Raw genomic sequence first — 18,707 nt, forward strand, 5'->3', positions numbered from 1 at the left:
CGTTGGGTGGTAGAACGTACTTTTGGGAGTATTAAAAAATGGTTTGGTAGATCTACTCCTCGATATATGGGTTTAGACAAGACTCACACTCAGCATGTACTACAAGCTATTTGCTACAATTTGAAGCGATCCTCTGGGATAATTGTGTCCAATTCTATCAAATAAGGGAAAAAACCTTCAAGAGGATGTTCTAACGTTTGTGAGACAAAAAAAAACGACCTAAAATGAGAATTTTAACCAAAAAGAGAAGTAAAGAGAAACTTGAGTAGTTACGCAAAGTTCTCATATCGAATTATTGAGTGCTTACATTTTGTTCTTACGTTAAATATGCCATCTTTTTTATTGTGTCGTATCCTCAAAAATAATTTTTAGCAGGCCAGAGCTTTCGCATTTATGATTAAACCGAGGAGAGATACCTCAATTAAAACAAATATTAATTTAATAAAAATAATACTTCATCTCATATTGACGAGTAAAATTCACTAAACCTAAAGCTTCAAAAAATGAGCATAAATCCTTATTTTTAGCATTTATGTTGATGGCTGAAATATCATCTCCATAGCGTTGCACAACATGATTAAGTAAGGATTTAGCAATGCCTTTACGACGAAAATCCTCATGCACATACAAATAATGAATGCGTTTGACAGAAGGATTTAAAACCAAGCAGCCTACACATTTTCCGTTAATAAAAGTTCCCAAATATATGTTGCTATCATTTATTAAAGCAACTTCATTTTGCCACGCAAAATCCGACACAACCAACGCGTCAGGAAGCGTTTCAATTGAAGTAATAATATCAACAACGACATTATTGGTAGTCGTTGTAGTTATTCCTTTGTAGCAATTTAACAGGTGGCTCTCCTTAAATCCAATTTTCAAATAAGTAGCAATGGCAGGCAAGTTATTTTCCAAAACTTCCAATTGTATCGTGTCAATTTGTGCTTTCTTTAAAGAAGGTACAATAAATTCATACATCCTTTTGGTCAAAGCTTTACCACGATAATCGGGTACAACACCGGTTCCCATATTATAAACACGTCGAGTACCTTTATGTTCTCGAAATCCATGCAAAATAAAGCCAACGAACTTATCTCCCTCAAATGCCCCAACAGAAAGATTAGCATCGTACAACTCCGTAGACAATTTAAGAGACAACTGGTTTTCTGTCAATTGCATCGGTATCCGATAATCTTTAAATGCAGCATTGAAAACCTTGGTCAAACAAGCTAAATCAACCTTGTGCAATGTTTTGAAAGTCATTATATCCAGTCCAGTTTTTCTTTCCTTAAATCACTGTCAGCATCGCCTGTATTGAGTGTAGAGGCAGGCTCAAAAAGCATCACTTCCACCTCCTCGTCTGCTACAGGTTTATGCTCCACACCACGAGGGACAACCAGCATTTCGCCAGCATGTAGGGTTTCAGTTTTGTCCCGAAATTCTATTTTCAACACACCTTTTACCACATAAAACAACTCATCCTCATCATCGTGTTGATGCCATACAAATTCACCTTTAAACTTTGCCAGTTTCACAAATTGACCATTCAGTTCGCCCACTATTTTCGGAGACCAAAACTCATTAAAAAGTGAAAATTTTTCTGCTATATTTATTGTACTCATTTTTTATTATTTTTAGTTTGAATGGGCTCCAAGAGCAGGCTTTCCGCTATTACTATGGCTTGTTGAGTTAAGTTCGGAGCATCCGTTACGAAATTTTTCTATCCCCATTATCGGTGCGTTTATCACAATTTATCCATCAAATTTATATCAATCCCAACTCTTTTAATTTCTTAAATGCGGCTAAAGCTCCTGGCACTTGAACAGGTTCTTTTTTATACGTTTCATAATCAAAATAATGCACCGCCTCTATTTCATTACTGGGCTTTGTTTTTTCCGTTAAGTCATAAATAAAACAATCTTGCTCCATCATTTTTGGTGGATTTTGTCCGTAAGCCTGAGCCGTGATATGGTAGAGATATTTCAATTTTTCTGGATTTAGATCCACATTTAGTTCCTCTTTTATTTCTCTCAACAAAGCTTCCTTAGAGGTTTCGCCTTCGTCTAATTTTCCTCCAGGCAAATACCACGCTTGTTTGTTTTTACTGAACGCCAACAGCAATTTATTGTCTTTTATTGCGATCAATCCAGCCGTATATAATTTTTCCATCTACATTTATCCTCTTTATTAAAAGGCTATTTTTTATTCATTTTCTGAAGGGTGGACTCAATTTTTTCTAACCTCTTTTTTACTTTTTCCGCAGATGCGTCTAAGGTATATCCTTCGTCTAACAATTCTTTGATGAGCAACATCTTCTTGATGTTGTAATAATTATAGCGTCTATTTTTACCTTCTTGTGATACGCTTTGTATAATATTTTTTTCTTCCCAATATCGGATTTGACGAATTGGGATTTCTGTTATCTCAGATACTTCACCAATTCCTACAATCAGTTTCTCTAAAAAACCAAAATCTTGATCTAATAACTCGTTTGACATTTTTTTTGGAGATTATTTACAATTATTGTTGCAAATATAAATATAAATTCTCTACATTTGCAATGTAGATTATCTACAATTTAAGCACTTTAATTGCATGAAATGTTGTTTTTGTAAAAAAGAGATTAGGGAAATGACAAGAAGGTTAATCCATAAAATATTCCACACGCTATTTGTAGTACTTCCTATGAGTGGTATTCTAACATTTGTAGCAGTAATGAAAAATTTTGGTTGGAAAAAAGGATGGGCTTATCAGTTTTTAGAGTCGTGGATATATCTATTCCCAATTGGATATTTGATGGCATTTTTGATCATACCAACCGCAACATTTTTTGTCAACAAGATTTTTAAATGATAAGTTTTAACTAAAAAATAAGAAAAATGAAATTATATTTTAACGACCAAGCATTCTCATTCGAACTGTTGAGAGCAGTAACATATGCTGGCTACCAAGGAGCTAGTATTGGAGAAGCTTTGGCCACTGCCGAGCGTATAAAAGAAGGGGATTTTAATAGTTGGTTTGAAGAGTGGGAGAAAACTGCCGAACGTGTAGAAAGAATTGGAGATGCTTGCTTAAAGGGAAAGCATAAAGAGAGTGCGAGAGAAGCATATTTACGAGCTCACAATTACTACAGAACAGGCGAATTTTTCTTGGACGGAACAGATCCTCGTCGTACAGAAAGTTTTGACAAAAGTGTAAAAACTTTCGAGAAAGCAATGGAACTTCACGAAACGCATTTTGAAATTGTAGAAATCCTATATCAAGACACCTATTTGAAAGGTTACTTTTATGGCGTTCCAAATTATAATGCACAAAAGCCTTTGCCTACATTGCTTTTTATTGGTGGTTACGACTCTACCTTACAAGAATTGTATTTTTGTGGAGCTGCTCCTGCGATAAAAAGAGGATACAATTGTTTGATTTTTGAACTTCCTGGACAAGGTGAAGCCCTTCGTAAACAAAACCTAAAAATGCGTTACGACACAGAAGTTCCTGTAGGTGCGGCTTTGGATTATCTTGAAAAAAGAAACGATGTGGACTATGATAAAGTGGCATTGTTGGGAATGAGTTTAGGTGGCTATTTTGCTCCTCGTGCAGCAGCTTTTGATACAAGAATTAAAGCAGTAATTGCATTCAACGTATTTTATGACACTTACGAATCTACGCTTAACCAAAATCCGCAACTGAAAGCCGTCATGGAATTACCCAACGAACAAAAAGAAGCCGTGCTAGCAAAAGCAGAAGAGAATAATTCTAACCTAAGATGGTTATTGAATAATGGTAAATGGGTGTACGGTTTAACGCACCGTTACGAAGTTTTTGATGAAATGAAACGTACTACTTTGCGAGGTATTTCCGAAAAAATACAATGTCCGATATTGCTCACTATGGGAGAAGCAGATCATTTTGTGTCAGAAAATCAGTTGGAGGAACTTGTTAATTCCATTCAAGCCCCGAAAACCATTCGTGTATTTACAAAAGAAGAAGGAGCAGAAGAACATTGCCAAGAAGGTAATCACGATCTTTTTCATCAAGTTATGTTTGATTGGTTAGACGATGTTTTTAGCTACTATAATAGTATCAATCTATTTTATGATACATAATTATATTAAACATTCTACTTATTTAGATTCAGTTCTTTTATATATAATTATAATCATTGAGTTATTTCAGGAGAAAGTAGAATTTAAAGTATAATAATATCAAGATAATAGTGGTTGAGAAATAATACTCTGTTATATCTTCTCTCAAATTAAATAATTAACAAGGGTAGAGAAAAATATTTTTCTCTACCCTTGTTAATTTCATTGTATATAAAAAGAACTATCAAATTCGCAGAATTATTCATTTACGCTCCCCAATACTTCAACCTCGGCAATCTGAGGAGTTATAATATTGTCGGTAAATCGAAGTCTAACAAATCGTCCTTTTGTATTATTGGGAACTGCTATATGCTTTTCTTTTTCATTTTTCTTATTTATTGAATTATCGTAGATTTTCAGCCAATCAATCTTATCATTCGATACTTCAACTACATATTTGTATGCTAGTGATTGAGGAAACCATATCTTTATTCCGGTTATGGACAATCCTCTCTCTGTATCTAAAACCCAATAAGGAGAAGAGTCATTACTAGCAGCTTCCCACCATGTATTCTTATCTCCATCTGTTGCTTTGCCCCCCGTGTTATTTATGGAAGATGAACTTGGAAAAGTAGGGTTGTTTCGTCCAAAAGTTTGGATAATATTGGGTTGACCTTCTTTTGTGAAGCGTTTGTATACTCTGTCTAGGGTCTTAGGTGTCACTCCTTCGACATAAGGAGTGTTCCCCACAAAATTAATCTTAATATCGGTAGATGGTAAACCTTCAGAAGTCGCTCTTATTACAGTTTCGCCAGCATAATAAGAGCGAAACTCAATTGCGGCTAAACCATCCAGTATCCGTATATCACTATCACGGCTAAATGTAATCGATGAACCCGTAGGGAATTCTCCAGGACCAAATATGACATCCAATGTTACATAGGGAGAATTACTGATATGTTTCCCCATCTCATCTTGTATTGTAATAGTAAGCATTACATCATCAGTTCCATCGGTTTGTACGTTTTTCATTTTATCAGCTTGTACCACGATCTGAGCAGGTTTCCCCTCCATAGGCCATTCAGGAGGAGCTATACCCATATATTCATTGCGATACCAATACCATGCCCGTTTAGGAATACGGAAATAATCGACAATGCCCATTTTCCCCAATGCACTTCCTGCTATACTACCGTGATCAAATGCACACCACACTGCTTGTCCGCTGCGCCAAGGATAACCTTTATAAGAATCATTTTTAGCAAGGTCACCCCATCCTGGATCATATTCTCCAGGACGTTCAGCTGTTACGCTTCCATATTCAGAAACCATATTCGGGATACCTGGATTTTGGAAATCGGGTAGAACTCCTCCATCTCCATTATAGCCTGCAATATCCCCTAATTTGTCTATACGGTCGTTACTTAATGGGCGCTGAGCTCCACCAATTGCGGCAGGGCGTGTTGGGTCAAGCTGGTGCGAAAGTTCTACAGATTCCCGTAATAGTTTTTTCATATTATCTAATGTTTTGGAAGCTGTAAAAAATGGTTCATTACACATACTCCATACAATAATAGACGGATGATTGCGATGTATCCTGATCAGTTCGGTCAATTGTTGTTTTGCACTTGCATTAAAATCGGCTTCGTCTTCTTCAAAGATCGGATAAGCACTTGCATTCCAATATCCGTCTGAATCAGAAAAACCACCTGTCCCCCATATCGCATTCTCTGACCAGAAAAGTAGACCTATCTCATCACATGCTCTCGAAAAAGCCGGATCGTGGGGATAGTGTGAACCTCTAATAAGATTGAAACCGGCATCTTTTACCATTTGGACATCTCGCCGAATCCCGGCATCTGTTACCGCATCGCCCCATCCTGCATGGTCTTGGTGGACATTAGCTCCTTTAAGATATACATGCTCTCCATTCAGAAAGAACCCCTTGTCATTAGTCCATTCAAACCAACGGATTCCAAACGTAGTATTATAATTATCCACCAGTTTCTTACCATCATATACTTCGGTAACAATCTCATATAACTTTGGAGAATTAAAATGCCACAGTAGAGGATTCTTTATTACTGTGGAAGTTTGATCAAAAATATAGCTTTGTCCTGATAAAACTTGCTGTTTTGACTTAATTGTTGAGACTATCTTGCCACTAGGATCGTATATTCTAGATATTAACTCAATATTCTTCGTTTTTATTTCTTGGTTCTTAATCTCGGTTTTTATATTTACAATTGCTTGTTCTTTCGACACTTCAGGGGTTGTAACAAATGTTCCATACCATGCTATATGTACAGGATTCGTAACATGTAGAAAAACATCACGGTAAATACCTCCCGAAAAAGCATGCTCGCCCGCACGTGGAGCCAGACCTGCATTCCATAAATTATTTACTCTTACTGCAACTTTATTATCTCCTTCTTTGATGTAATCAGTTATGTCGAATATAAACCCAGTATATCCGCCTTTATGTTGGCCAACTTTCTTGCCATTAATAAATAACTCTGTCACTTGGAAAGCCCCCTCAAATTCAATTGAAATTTTTTTTCCAATATAATTGGGGGGAATATTTAAGGTTTTTCGGTACCAACCATATCCTACATAGAAGTCTTTTGACATGAAATAAGGAATACTAAATGAATGGGGTAATCCAATATCCTCCCATTCAGAATCGTCATAAGTCGAATCTTTTGCTTCACCGTAATCACCTAGTTTGAATTTCCATTCCCGATTCAAATTAATTTTTTGTCGGACTTCTGTAGCAGATAAATAATTACTGATAAAAATGACAAACGCTAGAAAAGTAATCAGTTTCTTCATTTTTTATTTTTTATTTTGAAATTGTTTCAATTATTTATTATCAGAAAAAGAGATACTGTATATTTCTCTTTCTTTTGTTTCAAAAGAGAAAAATCCTGCTTTATCTTTTTTGATTTTTATAGACCTCCCTTTTTGATCTACAACTTTATTTATTTTCAGGTCAGAATATAAGCTACATTTATTTCCTGATCCGGAATATATAGTACATACTATAGGTTTACTATCTTCCCAGTTTATGTTGACAGTGAAATTTCCTTCGGCTTTTAGTCCTTTTATACTTCCTTTTGTCCATGCCGAAGGTAAAGCCGGCAGAATATGAATAAAACCTAAATTACTTTGAAGAAGCATTTCTGCAATTCCTGCTGTTGCTCCAAAATTTCCATCAATCTGAAATGGGGGGTGTGAATCAAAGAGATTATCATATACTCCTCCTTTATCATTATCCATACTGATAACAGTAAGGGTAGAACGATGTAATGCTGCTTTTAGCAGTTTATACGCATGATCACCATCAAATAAACGTGCCCAGCATGCTATTTTCCAAGCCCGACTCCAACCGGTTCCTTCATCACCTCTTGACTCTAATGAAATTTTTGCTGCATCAGCATAGGTTTTATTCAGATGATATGAGATCTGATTACCTGGATAAAGAGCCATCAAATGTGAAAGATGTCGGTGATCATTCCCTTTTATGTCAGGTTGAATTTTCCATTCACGAATCTGCCCCCAATCTCCAATCTCAATCCCGTTGTCCAACTTTGCAAATTTTATCTTCAATGTATTTACAAATTCTGGATCAGCGTTTATTATTTGGGATGCTTTCAGTGTCTGATTAAACAATTCCCAAATGAGTTGTTGGGCATAGGCTACTCCATCTTCCCAGTCTCCTTGTTCTGGAGACCATTCATCGGGTGCTACCAATTTACCATTAGTATCTTCTTTTAATCGGTCGAACCAAAATTCACATGCACTTTTCATCACAGGAAATGCTGTCTTTTCCAAATATTCAACATCATTCGAATAAGCATAATGCTGCCAAAGGTGCATACAATACCATGCGTTAGCCGGACGGTTAGCATTCCAGTCTGTATGTCCGAAAATAGTGCTCTGTGTATTCAAAGTCCATCCTCGAGCACCTATATTTTCAGCTAATTGTCTCCATGAACCTCCTTCTCTTAACGCTTCTGTTTTTATATAATTAATAAAAGGCAAATGGCATTCTGAAAGATTAGTACTTTCTGCAGGCCAGTAATTCATTTGGATATTGATATTGGTATGTATATCACACTCCCAAGGGGGCATATTATCATTGTTCCAAATGCCTTGTAGATTATTTGGTAAATCCATACCTCTGGAGGAACTCAACATGAGATAACGACCATACTGAAAATAAAGTGCATCTAGGTAAATACTTTCTTTATGCTTTCGTATTAACTCATCAGTAGGAATGTCAGGCGTCGTTGCACCTAAGTCTAGTTGCACCCGGTCAAAAAGAAGCTGATAGTCTTTTAGGTGTCTTTCTTTCAATAAAGCATATGTTTTAGATGACGCAGAACTTATTCTATCGAACAGCCTTTTCTGCAATTGATTCTCTGTTTCTCCAATATAGTTACTTGAATATAAATCGTAATTAGTGTCTGCTGTCAGTAATATGGTCACGGCATCAGCATTTTCAACTAAAATTTCATCTTGAGTCGAAGTTAATTGACCCGATTCGTTAATTACTTTGACTTGGGCATTATACGAAATCAAATTGAGTTTACCCTTTATTGTGAATATGTTCTCTTTAACTTGATTTTCGCCAGTATGATGTGCATCTTTTAGATTAACTGAAAATGATATCTTACCTTTATTTCCAGGTGAGCTTATCCGCATGACTATTGCGCTGTCGGGGTTGCTTACAAAATACTCACGTAAATATGAAACCCCGTTCACTTTGTATGTCACAGTCCCGATGGCATCATTTAAAGAAAGTATACGTTTATAATCGGTATAATTTCTATGCGAAGGAAAATCGAGATACAGATCTCCGAAGTTTTGATATGCTCCTCTGACCTTTGGACTTCCTTGCCACAATGATTTTTCATTGAATTGCAAATGTTCGGTTTCAACTCCTCCGAAAAACATTCCGCCCAGTTCTCCATTACCAATAGGGAGGGCTGAAGTCATCCATTCGACAGCTGGTTTGTCGTACCATAACTTGAGATCTTTTTGTCCAAAAACAGTAATTGAAAGAAAAGAAAAAAGAATAAAAGCCTTTAGTTTTTTGATCATGATATTTATATAAATTGACTTTTGTGATTATAAATAGTTAATCTGTAATTCATTATTAAAATAACAGTTTTTATATTGTATGAAATACTAAAACTGTTATTTGGTATAGTATTTTATTTTTTAACCAATTAGATGACTTAGTATACATTAGAACTATTTATATTATTAACAAATATTATGTTGAGCTGAGTAGTAAAAAAATATCATTGAAATACTAATATACTTTAAAATAAAAGAGCATTATAACTAATAACCCCTAAAAAATACGCAAACCTTTGCGTTACTACTTCACCAGAAAGTTGATTTTAGGTTCTTTAGTAAATCTTTATTTTAATAATAAAGATTTACTAAAGAATTGTATTTTAATTTTTATTTTGAATAAATATCAAAAATTACTACACAAAGGATAGTTTACCATAAACTCAGATTAAAAGTTTACCTTGATAATATGAATTTTGGACAAAGTATTTATTTTATGATTTAAAAAATAATAATCACCCTCGCTATTTTATATTTAATCAAGGGTGACTGTTTAATCAATCTTTTAATACATCTCAGCTCTTTTAGAAAAAAGAGCTAAAACCATGAATAGCTTATAATATATCACTTAAAGACCAACACTAACTTATACATTAATACTTTATGAGAAGCATTAAGTAAAACAAATATGCCATATAACAACATTAACAATCTGAATTTTGATCTGATTTAAGTATATCATTGCAATCTAAAGTATCTTGATTAATTGGATGTAATCTCCGCTCAGGCCATTTCATATTAATTACAACATCTCCATTGGGTTGATTTATTGACACATTCTGCATTGCATCCTGTCAATAAGAGTCTTCATATCAAGATAAATCTAATGATCGTATTCCTTCTTCAGCTAGACCTTAAATCATTTCAAATCTACTGGATTTATTTTATCCATATCCCCATAGTCAAGATTTTCTCCTGCCATCCCCCAGATAAACATATAGTTAGAAGTCCCTGCTCCAGAGTGGATAGACCATTCGGGAGAGAGCACCGCTTGTTCGTTATGTAACCAGATATGACGAGTCTCTTGTGGTTCTCCCAAAAAGTGGCATACAGCCTGATCGGTAGGAACTTGAAAATAGAAATAAGCTTCCATTCGTCTATCGTGCGTGTGTGCAGGCATTGTATTCCAGACACTACCGGACGCAAGCTCAGTCAATCCCATTTGTAGTTGACATATTTGTACTGTTTCTTTAACGATCAACTGATTGATTGTCCGTGCATTTGAATCTTCCATAGATCCTGCTTTGATCACATTGGCTTCCTTCATTGTTATTAGTTTTGTAGGATATGAAGTATGCGCGGGAGCCGAATTGATATAAAACTTGGCCGGTTCCGAAGAGTTGTTCGACGAAAAGATTACCTCATGGTCTCCACTACCAACATAGAGTGCCTCTTTGAACTTGAGTGTATATTCTTTATCACCAACTTTCACTTTTCCTGTTCCACCCACATTGATGATTCCCAGCTCTCTTCTGTGAAGAAAATTAGGTGCTTTCAATGGATCAATGGTCTCTAACTTTACCGATTTGCTTACAGGAAATGCTCCTCCTACAATAAAGCGGTCGTACATCGTATATACCAAATTGATTTGATCTTTTTCAAAGACTTTCTCCATCAAAAAATCTTTTCTCAGACGTTCTGTTTCGTAGCTTTTAAAATCAGTGGGATTAGTCGCATACCGCACTTCATATTTTACATCTTGTGCAGATAATTGTAATACTGTTGTCATTGCAATGGCTAGTGCCAATAATACTTTTTTCATTTCTGATTTTGTTTATTGTTAAATGTTTGATTCTTGTTTTGATTGCTTTACTATTCTCATTCTATTCCAGATCATCAATGCCAAAGTACCTAAGCCTAGCACAATAGGTCCTATGATCTTGATGCTGGCAGTCAGATGATAGATGCCCCATGCTAACGGACTGGATGCAAAGTCAAGTGCTGCTGCCTCCGAAAAGCCATCAGGGATTCTTACAGCTGCATCTTGTGTGCGAGCATATACATCCTGAGCAGCAAGAGTGAAGTAAGGAGCCAAGTTTGTTACCAGATATACACCTCCAATTAGAATGATAAGTCCTATCAAAAATGTTTTAAATACATTTCCTTTGGTTATAGGAAGGATCAATGGGAAGTAGTAAAATATACCTGCCAAAGAAGCCAGCGGCAAAAATTCATTACCCGGAAGAACGACAGATAGTAGCAACACTACCGGAATAAGCAACAGAGAAACAACGAGCGTAGCCGGATGCCCTAAGACCAAAGCAGGGCTCATTCCTATATATAAGCCCGCACTTTTCTTAAATTTCTTGCCAATCATTTCCTTCGTTGCTTCTGCTATTGGTTTAAGTCCTTCTATGAACAGACTAGTAATTCTTGGGATGAGTTCCATCACAGCACCCATCTGTACGCCCAACATCAATACTTTGGGAAGCTCATACTGAGCAAGAATACCTATCCCAGCACCTACGATTACCCCTAAAAAGAGAGGTTCGCCCAACAATCCGAATTTCTTTTTCAGTCCTTCAGCATCGATATTAATTTTATTGATACCCGGAATCAAGTCCAATGCTTTGTTTAGCACCAAAGCAATCGGAGCAAAACCTGTAGTAAAAGGCTGCGGAACAGATATACCTTCCATATTCTCATAGAATTTTTGGAATCGTGGAGCCATCCAATCCGCTACAATAAGAGTGATGATGTAGCAAATAACGGCTGCGAAGAATCCCCAGAATATACTGTCCGTAGTATAATAAGCCAATGCTCCGATGAAGGCAAAATGCCAATAGTTCCAAAGGTCTATATTAACGGTTTTAGTCGTTTTAGTTATCAGCATCAGCAAATTGACACCCAAGCACACTGGAATAACAAATGCTCCTACAGAAGTATTATACGCAATACTAGCTGCGGCAGGCCATCCCATATCGAATACCTTGAGTTGGAGGTCATAAATCTCAACCATTTTATTCAAAGCAGGCCCAAGAGCGCTAGTCAGCAAAGCCGTAATAATGGACAGTCCTATAAAACCGACACCAACCAACAAGCCGCTTTTTACCGCTTTGCCGGGTTTGATACCGATACATATACCCAAAATAGTAAATAATATAGGCATCATAACAGGAGCTCCCAAACCTATTATATAGCTAAAAGCTGATTCGAGAGCTAAAGAGAATGATTCAATCATAGATCTTCATATTTTAATTATTTTATATCATTGAGTTTTTATCTTGTCTACAATAAGAAAAGCATCTTTACATAATTGAGTAATTTGCTTCCAATCTTCTTGTGCAATAGCTTCTTTGGGAAAGAGATTGGAACCCATCCCGACACAAGTAACACCTGCCTGAAACCATTTGCTCAAATTCTCTTCTGTGGGAGCTACTCCTCCTGTTACCATCATATTGGTCCAAGGCATTGGAGCTTTCACTCCTTTTACAAAAGACGAACCAACGACATCACCTGGAAATACTTTCACTACTTCTGCACCTAGTTCTTGAGCTAAGCCCACTTCCGATACCGTGCCACATCCAGGAATATAAGCTACCTGACGGCGATTACAAACCTTAAAAATGTCAGGATTAAGCAAAGGACCAACAATAAAATTGGCTCCTAACTGCATATAAAGCGATGCTGTGGGAGCATCGACAATAGAACCAATACCCATTATCATATCGGGACATTCTTTGGAGACCCACTTATTCAGCTCGCCAAATATCTCATGGGCAAAATCGCCCCTATTGGTAAACTCAAAGGCTCTGACTCCACCTTCGTAACAGGCTTTGACGATCTGTTTAGCAACTTCTATATCTTTGTGATAGAAAACCGGAATGATCGGTGCTTTCTGCATTGCAAAAAAAACTTCTATACGTGTAAACTTCGACATATCTATTAATTTTTGAGTAAAAAAAGGTCTTTGATAGATGGTTATATCTATCTGTTTCAATTATTATCTTTCTCATGTACAATTAGGCTATTAAAGCAGAAGGTTTTTACTACGAAGCACCTCCTGCTGATCTAAAACAAGCAATCCAACTTTGAATACCTAATTCAATCTTATTTATGGTTGTTTCCCTATATAAGCCAGAATACCTCCGTCTACATACAATACATGTCCGTTTACGAAGTTGGAAGCTTCTGACGCCAGAAATACAGCAGGACCTTGCAAATCCTCCGGTGTACCCCAACGGGCAGCAGGTGTCTTAGCAATGATAAACGAATCAAACGGATGGCGCGATCCGTCAGCTTGCTTCTCGCGGAGTGGAGCTGTTTGAGGCGTAGCGATATAGCCTGGACCGATACCATTACATTGGATGTTGTATTCGCCATATTCGGAACAGATATTACGAGTAAGCATTTTCAGTCCTCCTTTAGCTGCCGCATAAGCTGATACGGTTTCACGCCCCAATTCGCTCATCATCGAACAAATATTGATGATTTTACCATGTCCTTTTTTCATCATACTTGGGATAACAGCTTTAGCTACGATAAACGGACCGTTCAGATCGATATCTATTACCTGACGAAATTCGGCTGCCGACATCTCATGCATAGGCACACGTTTAATGATACCCGCATTGTTCACAAGAATATCAATAACACCCACTTCTTTTTCTATCTGGGTGACCATGGCGTTAACACCGTCTTCATTTGTCACATCACAGACATAGCCTTTGGCTTCTATATTTACTTCCTTATAAGATGCCAATCCTTTATCTACGGCTTGTTGATTTATATCGTTAAATACTATTTTTGCGCCAGCTTTGGCTAATGCCGAAGCAATAGCGAACCCGATACCATACGATGCTCCTGTTACAAGAGCGACTTTTCCTTCTAATGAAAATTGATTAAACATATTTCTTTATTTTATTTAGTTTGTTAGTTAATAATTTATCTTGATACTCGACCCGAACCATCGCCCTTCATTAGGTTTTCAACCTCTGATACTGTTACCAAATTGAAGTCGCCATAAACTGTATGTTTCAGGCATGAAGCCGCAACGGCAAACTCCAACGCTTTCTGATCATCGCTTGGATAGGTAATCAATCCATAAACTAAGCCACCCATGAACGAGTCGCCTCCTCCTACTCTATCTACGATATGAGTAATGTCATAACGTTTCGACTGATAGAGCTTATCTGAATACAAGCATCCACCCCAGGTATTATGGTTTGCATTGATAGAACCTCTCAATGTGACAATCACTTTCTTGGCACGAGGGAAACGTTTCATCATCTGGGTACATACCGATTCAAATTCGGCGGCATCAACTTCTCCGCCTGTATGCGCGACATCGAAACCTTCGGGCTTGATGCCAAAGACTTTTTCTGCATCTTCTTCATTACCTAAAATAATGTCACAGCCTTCTACCAATGCAGGCATTACCTCGCTGGCTGTTTTACCATATTTCCAAAGGTTTTTGCGATAATTAAGGTCGGTAGAAACAGTGACTCCCATCTCATTCGCTATTCTAATAGCTTCGAGACATGCGTCTGCTGCTCCCTGCGACAGGGCAGGAGTAATTCCTGTCCAATGAAACCATTGGGCATCCTTAAATATCTCACGCCAATTTATCATACCGGGTTTGATGTCAGCAATAGCTGAATTGGCACGGTCATAAACGACTTTCGAGGCGCGGGCTACTGCTCCTGTTTCCAAAAAATAAATACCTACACGGTCACCGCCTCTGAGAATATTTTTTACACCGACATTGTACTTTCGCAGGTCAGATATGCACCAATCAGCTATATCATTCTGAGGGAGACGTGTTACAAAGTCTGTTGGAATGCCATAATTAGATAGTGAGACTGCGACATTAGCTTCTCCACCCCCAAAGGTGGCATTTAGGTTGTTTGATTGAATGAATCGCTGATATCCGGGTGTTGCCAGACGCAACATGATTTCTCCGAAAGTAACTACTTTTTTCATACGTGAATAATTTCTTTATTTTATCGTTATTGTTAATGGTTGCTCCAGCTTTTGGCTGTGCTCCTGCATATATTTATCGAATGCTTCTACACTTTCAAAACCGTACTTATTCCAACCAAATCCGGTGTAATATACAATTGGTTTATTTGATGTATAAGTAGTAGAGGCTACTACATTCGGTTGTGAAGTAAGAGTAGTTGTAGCGTTACCAATTTGTGTTTTCTCACTGATAAATACATGATCTATGCCTTCCGGAATAAGAATACCCAAATAAATTTGTCCGTTTTCTTCACTTACAGGCTCCTGATATACAAAATAATTTTGCCCTTTCTGATAGAGGGTGGAATCACCTGTTTGTCTTTTAGGAAAGCCTGCCACCACTACCAGAGGCTCTGATACTGTATATTCCTGAACGATTTTTGTTAATTGGCTACCGGCATCAAGTGAAACCGTTTTGGTTTCGGCAATTTCCTGCCCATTAATTATTAAAGCAGGGTAAGTCAGTCTGAAAGTGACTCGTAATGGCCCATTGTCCAAAACTTCGAAGCTTTCAAAATTTTCATTCAGATGCAATATACTATCTGCAAAAATCGCCATATTGCCTCCTCCAAGGGTTTGACCTACGCCGTAGGGATCACAACCTTCGCCATGGTCTACGTGATAGGATGCTTCTCCTGATAAATCTTTTCTGTACCATTCATCCAAGACTAACTTATCCGTGCGTTTGTACCATAGGTCAAGTGCACTTGTCGGGGCTTGTATTTCTTTCAGTTCCTTTCCATAGAAACGAAACCCGACACGGTCGTTCTCCCAGGCAAAGTCGCCTTTGCGTTCGGGATAGTGACGACCGAAAACCTGAGATTCATAAGTCCGTAATGTATCAACGGAAATTGTATAACTTACAGTATCATTTTTTTTTACCGAGAAAAGAAAAATTAACTTACCGTCATAGGTTACCTGAGAGGGGATAATTGTTCCTGCTTGGTTCTTGACCAGGACGCTCATGCCGTCTTGTAAGATTATCCGATTCTCTAGTTCAGAAATAGGCAGTTCTACAATTTCATTTAATCTGTCAATAGCCAACGGATTTGAGACAAGGATTTTTATCGGTTTTTTCCCTATACAAGATAGCCCTGACAGCATCAATACGGTAATAAATATTGCTATTTTCATCAGAAATAACTCTATCTGTTTATCTTCTATTAAAACACCTCATTTACAGACCATTTATCTCTCCATGCAATATCGATTGAGTCACCGCTGAATTGGATTGGTAACCAGATGTAACGGGAATTTATAAGATCAGTCTTATTCCATTTGTCGAACATCGCCATATAAGCATCTTCTTTACCTTCAATCTTCAACACATGGGTACTTTGCCCATAAAAAGTTATATCGGCATCTTTGCCTGAGCAGGGATTACCCATTACTTTCCACTCACCTAACATAGAGTCGGCAACTGCATATTCCGCCTGATTAGGATCCCAAGCCGTACAGCCTGATGAGAGTATATAGTATTTATTGTTTCGTTTGAATACGGCAGGAGCCTCACGGGATTGATCTATGAAATTGCGAGTAAACTTACCTGTGGGTTTTAGATAATCATCGGTAAGCAAACTGATATACAGTGTTCTGTTTTCTTCTGAAGAATAAACGTGATATGCCTTTCCATCATCATCCTTAAATAGAGTCATATCGCGACTCATTGCATCATTTGGGCGCATTGAGCCAAGATACTCGAATTTGCCGTTAGGTGTGTCGCTGACGGCAACTCCTGCTGCTGCCTTAGCGTAGTCGTGACTATCGACATGCAACCATAGAACAAACTTTTTGGTTTGATCATTATATATAACTTTGGGACGTTCCAATACGTTTGACGGATGAAGTTCTGATAAAGTATCGGTCAAATTCGGTTCTAAAACGACACCTTCAAACTTCCAGTTGGATAAATCTTTCGATGAATAGCAAGAAACACCTCCTGCTTCGGTACGATAACATTCCCAGCTTGGTACTTTAGGATTCCAATAGGTTGAATCCCCTTTATATTCTCCATACCAATAATATGTTCCTTCATGATAAAGAATACCACTTCCATGCGCATTGATCATATTACCTTCTGTATCGAACCACTCGGCTCCTGAAACAATTAAATGTGATTCTCCCGAATTAGAAGAAGAGTTCGATGGCTTTTGCTTACAGCCCGCAATTATGCCTATAATAACTAAAGAGAATAATAGTATTTTTTTCATTTTTACATTGTTATATATTATTTAATTTAACTCTACGGAAATAGCTACCACGTCAGTCTTTTCTATAATTATCCGTCACTTTTAACCCTTCCTGCACTTTCTTATATCTGGTCAAAGCCTCGATATAATAATAATCTGCATAATTAATTGAAGCATCTATTTCGGATTTATTGGGCCAATGACCTGTCGAGTGTAGCAGGAAGGAGGGCTTTGACTCTCTGCTCTGATATCTATCGGACGAGAGTTCGATAAGCATATTAGTGGCCGCCTGTTTGTATTCTTCTGCTTTTTGAGGATTATCTTCCAGTTGTGAAAGCTCAAGCAAAGCAGAGGCTACAACCGCTGCTGCCGAAGCATCTCTAGGTGCATTGGGAATAGCAGGATCGTCAAAATCCCAAAACGGAACATATTCATCTTTAGGTAGTCTTGACAGATACAAGTCCGTTACTTTTTCTGCAAAACGAAGAAATTTCTTATCTCCTGTTTCCCGATAGACAAATGTATAACCATAGATCGCCCATGCCTGACCTCTTGCCCAAAGCGAATTGTCGGCATAGCCTTGATGCGTTAACCCTTTGATAAAATCTCCGGTTTGCGGATCATACAGTGCCACGTGATAACATCCTCCATCTTCACGGAAGTGGTATTTCATGGTTGTTTCAGCATGTGTGGTAGCGATATTGGCAAGTTCTTTATTTCCCCCATTCTTGGCTGCCCAATATAGCATTTCCAGATTGATCATATTATCCATAATCGTATTGTGAGGAGCAAATCTTCCGTTTTCAACTTCTCTGGGCCACGACAGTATTGTCCCTACTTTGGGATTAAAAAGCGTAGCTAATGTATCGGCTGCATTGAGTATGACCTGTTTGTATTTGTCATTACCGGTCAATCGATACCCATTGCCATAGCTGCAAAATATCTGAAACCCTAAATCATGATCGTACGCAGGAAGAATAGTTAACTGCCCTAATAAATCAGTATAATAAGTTGCAGCATCGGCATCGTTAGGTTTATTCGTATTTTCATAGTTATACCATAGAATTCCGGGCCAAAAGCCAATTGTCCATTCTGTTATATCCACAGGTACAAGTTTCCAATGACTGAGGCTGTCCATTATATTTCGGGGCATCATATCCCTGCCTGCAATTTCTGACAACGTTCTGTCGACTTGATTATTGGTATAAGATAATTCTTTGTCCACATTAAAAACCGGAGAATTCGTTCTTTGTGAACAAGACAAAAGAAAGAAAGCTAACGAAAAAACCGTCAGTAAGCTTTTTAGTTTCATAAATATTTATTTTTAGTT

17 protein-coding genes are annotated in these 18,707 nt (G+C 37.5%); 3 read left to right on the top strand and 14 right to left on the bottom strand.

All coding sequences use genetic code 11. The features are described 5' to 3' along the window. Positions 1 to 6 precede the first annotated feature (6 nt). Positions 7 to 165, top strand: a complete 159-nt coding sequence (locus AABJ51_RS10020; RefSeq protein WP_338372403.1) for a transposase — start codon at positions 7 to 9, stop codon at positions 163 to 165. Positions 166 to 438: 273 nt separating this feature from the next. On the opposite strand, the gene AABJ51_RS10025 is transcribed toward AABJ51_RS10020, so the two are convergent. The 4 genes from AABJ51_RS10025 to AABJ51_RS10040 all read right to left on the bottom strand — a co-directional run bounded on the left by AABJ51_RS10025 (position 439) and on the right by AABJ51_RS10040 (position 2,498). Then, the gene (locus tag AABJ51_RS10025) at positions 439 to 1,263 is read right to left on the bottom strand and encodes a GNAT family N-acetyltransferase (RefSeq protein ID WP_338372404.1); all 825 of its coding nucleotides are present in this window, start codon (positions 1,261 to 1,263) and stop codon (positions 439 to 441) included. After that, positions 1,263 to 1,622 carry a cupin domain-containing protein gene (locus tag AABJ51_RS10030; RefSeq protein WP_338372405.1) on the bottom strand — a complete coding sequence of 120 codons (360 nt, stop codon included), beginning with the start codon at positions 1,620 to 1,622 and terminating at the stop codon, positions 1,263 to 1,265. The genes AABJ51_RS10025 and AABJ51_RS10030 overlap by 1 nt, the downstream gene beginning before the upstream one ends. Positions 1,623 to 1,764: 142 nt before the next feature. After that, the gene (locus AABJ51_RS10035; RefSeq protein WP_338372406.1) at positions 1,765 to 2,169 is read right to left on the bottom strand and encodes an NUDIX hydrolase; all 405 of its coding nucleotides are present in this window, start codon (positions 2,167 to 2,169) and stop codon (positions 1,765 to 1,767) included. 26 nt (positions 2,170 to 2,195) lie between these two features. Continuing rightward, positions 2,196 to 2,498 carry a MerR family transcriptional regulator gene (locus AABJ51_RS10040; RefSeq protein WP_338372407.1) on the bottom strand — a complete coding sequence of 101 codons (303 nt, stop codon included), beginning with the start codon at positions 2,496 to 2,498 and terminating at the stop codon, positions 2,196 to 2,198. A 133-nt stretch (positions 2,499 to 2,631) separates the two neighbouring features. Here AABJ51_RS10040 and AABJ51_RS19385 point away from each other — a divergent pair, with 133 nt between their 5' ends. Further along, positions 2,632 to 2,853, top strand: a complete 222-nt coding sequence (locus AABJ51_RS19385; RefSeq protein WP_353527697.1) for a DUF2798 domain-containing protein — start codon at positions 2,632 to 2,634, stop codon at positions 2,851 to 2,853. A 26-nt stretch (positions 2,854 to 2,879) separates the two neighbouring features. Then, the gene (locus AABJ51_RS10045) at positions 2,880 to 4,103 is read left to right on the top strand and encodes an alpha/beta hydrolase family protein (RefSeq protein ID WP_338372408.1); all 1,224 of its coding nucleotides are present in this window, start codon (positions 2,880 to 2,882) and stop codon (positions 4,101 to 4,103) included. A 237-nt stretch (positions 4,104 to 4,340) separates the two neighbouring features. Here the strand turns inward: AABJ51_RS10045 and AABJ51_RS10050 are convergent, their stop codons facing one another. The 10 genes from AABJ51_RS10050 to AABJ51_RS10095 all read right to left on the bottom strand — a co-directional run bounded on the left by AABJ51_RS10050 (position 4,341) and on the right by AABJ51_RS10095 (position 18,689). After that, on the bottom strand, positions 4,341 to 6,914 hold the full coding sequence (locus AABJ51_RS10050; protein ID WP_338372409.1) for a glycoside hydrolase family 2 protein: 2,574 nt from the start codon (positions 6,912 to 6,914) through the stop codon (positions 4,341 to 4,343). A gap of 30 nt (positions 6,915 to 6,944) precedes the next feature. Next, positions 6,945 to 9,188, bottom strand: a complete 2,244-nt coding sequence (locus tag AABJ51_RS10055; RefSeq protein ID WP_338372410.1) for a glycoside hydrolase family 95 protein — start codon at positions 9,186 to 9,188, stop codon at positions 6,945 to 6,947. An 898-nt stretch (positions 9,189 to 10,086) separates the two neighbouring features. Then, entirely contained in the window at positions 10,087 to 10,989 is a 903-nt protein-coding gene (kduI, locus tag AABJ51_RS10060; protein ID WP_338372411.1) for a 5-dehydro-4-deoxy-D-glucuronate isomerase, read from the bottom strand. 18 nt (positions 10,990 to 11,007) lie between these two features. After that, positions 11,008 to 12,408 (bottom strand): PTS galactitol transporter subunit IIC, encoded by a 1,401-nt coding sequence (locus AABJ51_RS10065; RefSeq protein WP_338372412.1) that lies wholly within the window; start codon positions 12,406 to 12,408, stop codon positions 11,008 to 11,010. Positions 12,409 to 12,435: 27 nt separating this feature from the next. After that, positions 12,436 to 13,107, bottom strand: coding sequence for a bifunctional 4-hydroxy-2-oxoglutarate aldolase/2-dehydro-3-deoxy-phosphogluconate aldolase (locus tag AABJ51_RS10070; RefSeq protein WP_338372413.1), 672 nt, complete (start codon positions 13,105 to 13,107; stop codon positions 12,436 to 12,438). Positions 13,108 to 13,281: 174 nt separating this feature from the next. Further along, positions 13,282 to 14,076 carry a gluconate 5-dehydrogenase gene (locus AABJ51_RS10075; protein WP_338372414.1) on the bottom strand — a complete coding sequence of 265 codons (795 nt, stop codon included), beginning with the start codon at positions 14,074 to 14,076 and terminating at the stop codon, positions 13,282 to 13,284. Positions 14,077 to 14,111: 35 nt separating this feature from the next. Next, positions 14,112 to 15,149: a PfkB family carbohydrate kinase gene (locus AABJ51_RS10080; protein ID WP_338372415.1), complete on the bottom strand. Its 1,038-nt coding sequence runs from the start codon at positions 15,147 to 15,149 to the stop codon at positions 14,112 to 14,114. Between the two features lie 15 nt (positions 15,150 to 15,164). Continuing rightward, positions 15,165 to 16,322 carry a BT3233 family polysaccharide utilization protein gene (locus AABJ51_RS10085; protein ID WP_338372416.1) on the bottom strand — a complete coding sequence of 386 codons (1,158 nt, stop codon included), beginning with the start codon at positions 16,320 to 16,322 and terminating at the stop codon, positions 15,165 to 15,167. Positions 16,323 to 16,351: 29 nt separating this feature from the next. Next, entirely contained in the window at positions 16,352 to 17,398 is a 1,047-nt protein-coding gene (locus AABJ51_RS10090; RefSeq protein WP_338372417.1) for a glycoside hydrolase family 43 protein, read from the bottom strand. A gap of 52 nt (positions 17,399 to 17,450) precedes the next feature. Continuing rightward, on the bottom strand, positions 17,451 to 18,689 hold the full coding sequence (locus tag AABJ51_RS10095) for a glycoside hydrolase family 88 protein (RefSeq protein ID WP_338372418.1): 1,239 nt from the start codon (positions 18,687 to 18,689) through the stop codon (positions 17,451 to 17,453). Positions 18,690 to 18,707 lie beyond the last annotated feature (18 nt).

The organism is Indolivaga capnocytophagoides (genome assembly GCF_036511535.1).
In the GTDB taxonomy this organism is placed as follows: Bacteria; Bacteroidota; Bacteroidia; order Bacteroidales; family Dysgonomonadaceae; genus Dysgonomonas_A; species Dysgonomonas_A capnocytophagoides.

Coding starts and splice junctions, on each gene's coding strand:
- AABJ51_RS10055 (WP_338372410.1), bottom strand. CDS start 9,188: ATGATCAAAAAACTAAAGGCTTTTATTCTTTTTTCTTTTCTTTCAATT.
- AABJ51_RS10095 (WP_338372418.1), bottom strand. CDS start 18,689: ATGAAACTAAAAAGCTTACTGACGGTTTTTTCGTTAGCTTTCTTTCTT.
- AABJ51_RS10085 (WP_338372416.1), bottom strand. CDS start 16,322: ATGAAAATAGCAATATTTATTACCGTATTGATGCTGTCAGGGCTATCT.
- AABJ51_RS10050 (WP_338372409.1), bottom strand. CDS start 6,914: ATGAAGAAACTGATTACTTTTCTAGCGTTTGTCATTTTTATCAGTAAT.
- AABJ51_RS10080 (WP_338372415.1), bottom strand. CDS start 15,149: ATGAAAAAAGTAGTTACTTTCGGAGAAATCATGTTGCGTCTGGCAACA.
- AABJ51_RS10065 (WP_338372412.1), bottom strand. CDS start 12,408: ATGATTGAATCATTCTCTTTAGCTCTCGAATCAGCTTTTAGCTATATA.
- AABJ51_RS10040 (WP_338372407.1), bottom strand. CDS start 2,498: ATGTCAAACGAGTTATTAGATCAAGATTTTGGTTTTTTAGAGAAACTG.
- AABJ51_RS10075 (WP_338372414.1), bottom strand. CDS start 14,076: ATGTTTAATCAATTTTCATTAGAAGGAAAAGTCGCTCTTGTAACAGGA.
- AABJ51_RS10045 (WP_338372408.1), top strand. CDS start 2,880: ATGAAATTATATTTTAACGACCAAGCATTCTCATTCGAACTGTTGAGA.
- AABJ51_RS10070 (WP_338372413.1), bottom strand. CDS start 13,107: ATGTCGAAGTTTACACGTATAGAAGTTTTTTTTGCAATGCAGAAAGCA.
- AABJ51_RS10025 (WP_338372404.1), bottom strand. CDS start 1,263: ATGACTTTCAAAACATTGCACAAGGTTGATTTAGCTTGTTTGACCAAG.
- AABJ51_RS10030 (WP_338372405.1), bottom strand. CDS start 1,622: ATGAGTACAATAAATATAGCAGAAAAATTTTCACTTTTTAATGAGTTT.
- AABJ51_RS10035 (WP_338372406.1), bottom strand. CDS start 2,169: ATGGAAAAATTATATACGGCTGGATTGATCGCAATAAAAGACAATAAA.
- AABJ51_RS19385 (WP_353527697.1), top strand. CDS start 2,632: ATGACAAGAAGGTTAATCCATAAAATATTCCACACGCTATTTGTAGTA.
- AABJ51_RS10090 (WP_338372417.1), bottom strand. CDS start 17,398: ATGAAAAAAATACTATTATTCTCTTTAGTTATTATAGGCATAATTGCG.
- kduI (WP_338372411.1), bottom strand. CDS start 10,989: ATGAAAAAAGTATTATTGGCACTAGCCATTGCAATGACAACAGTATTA.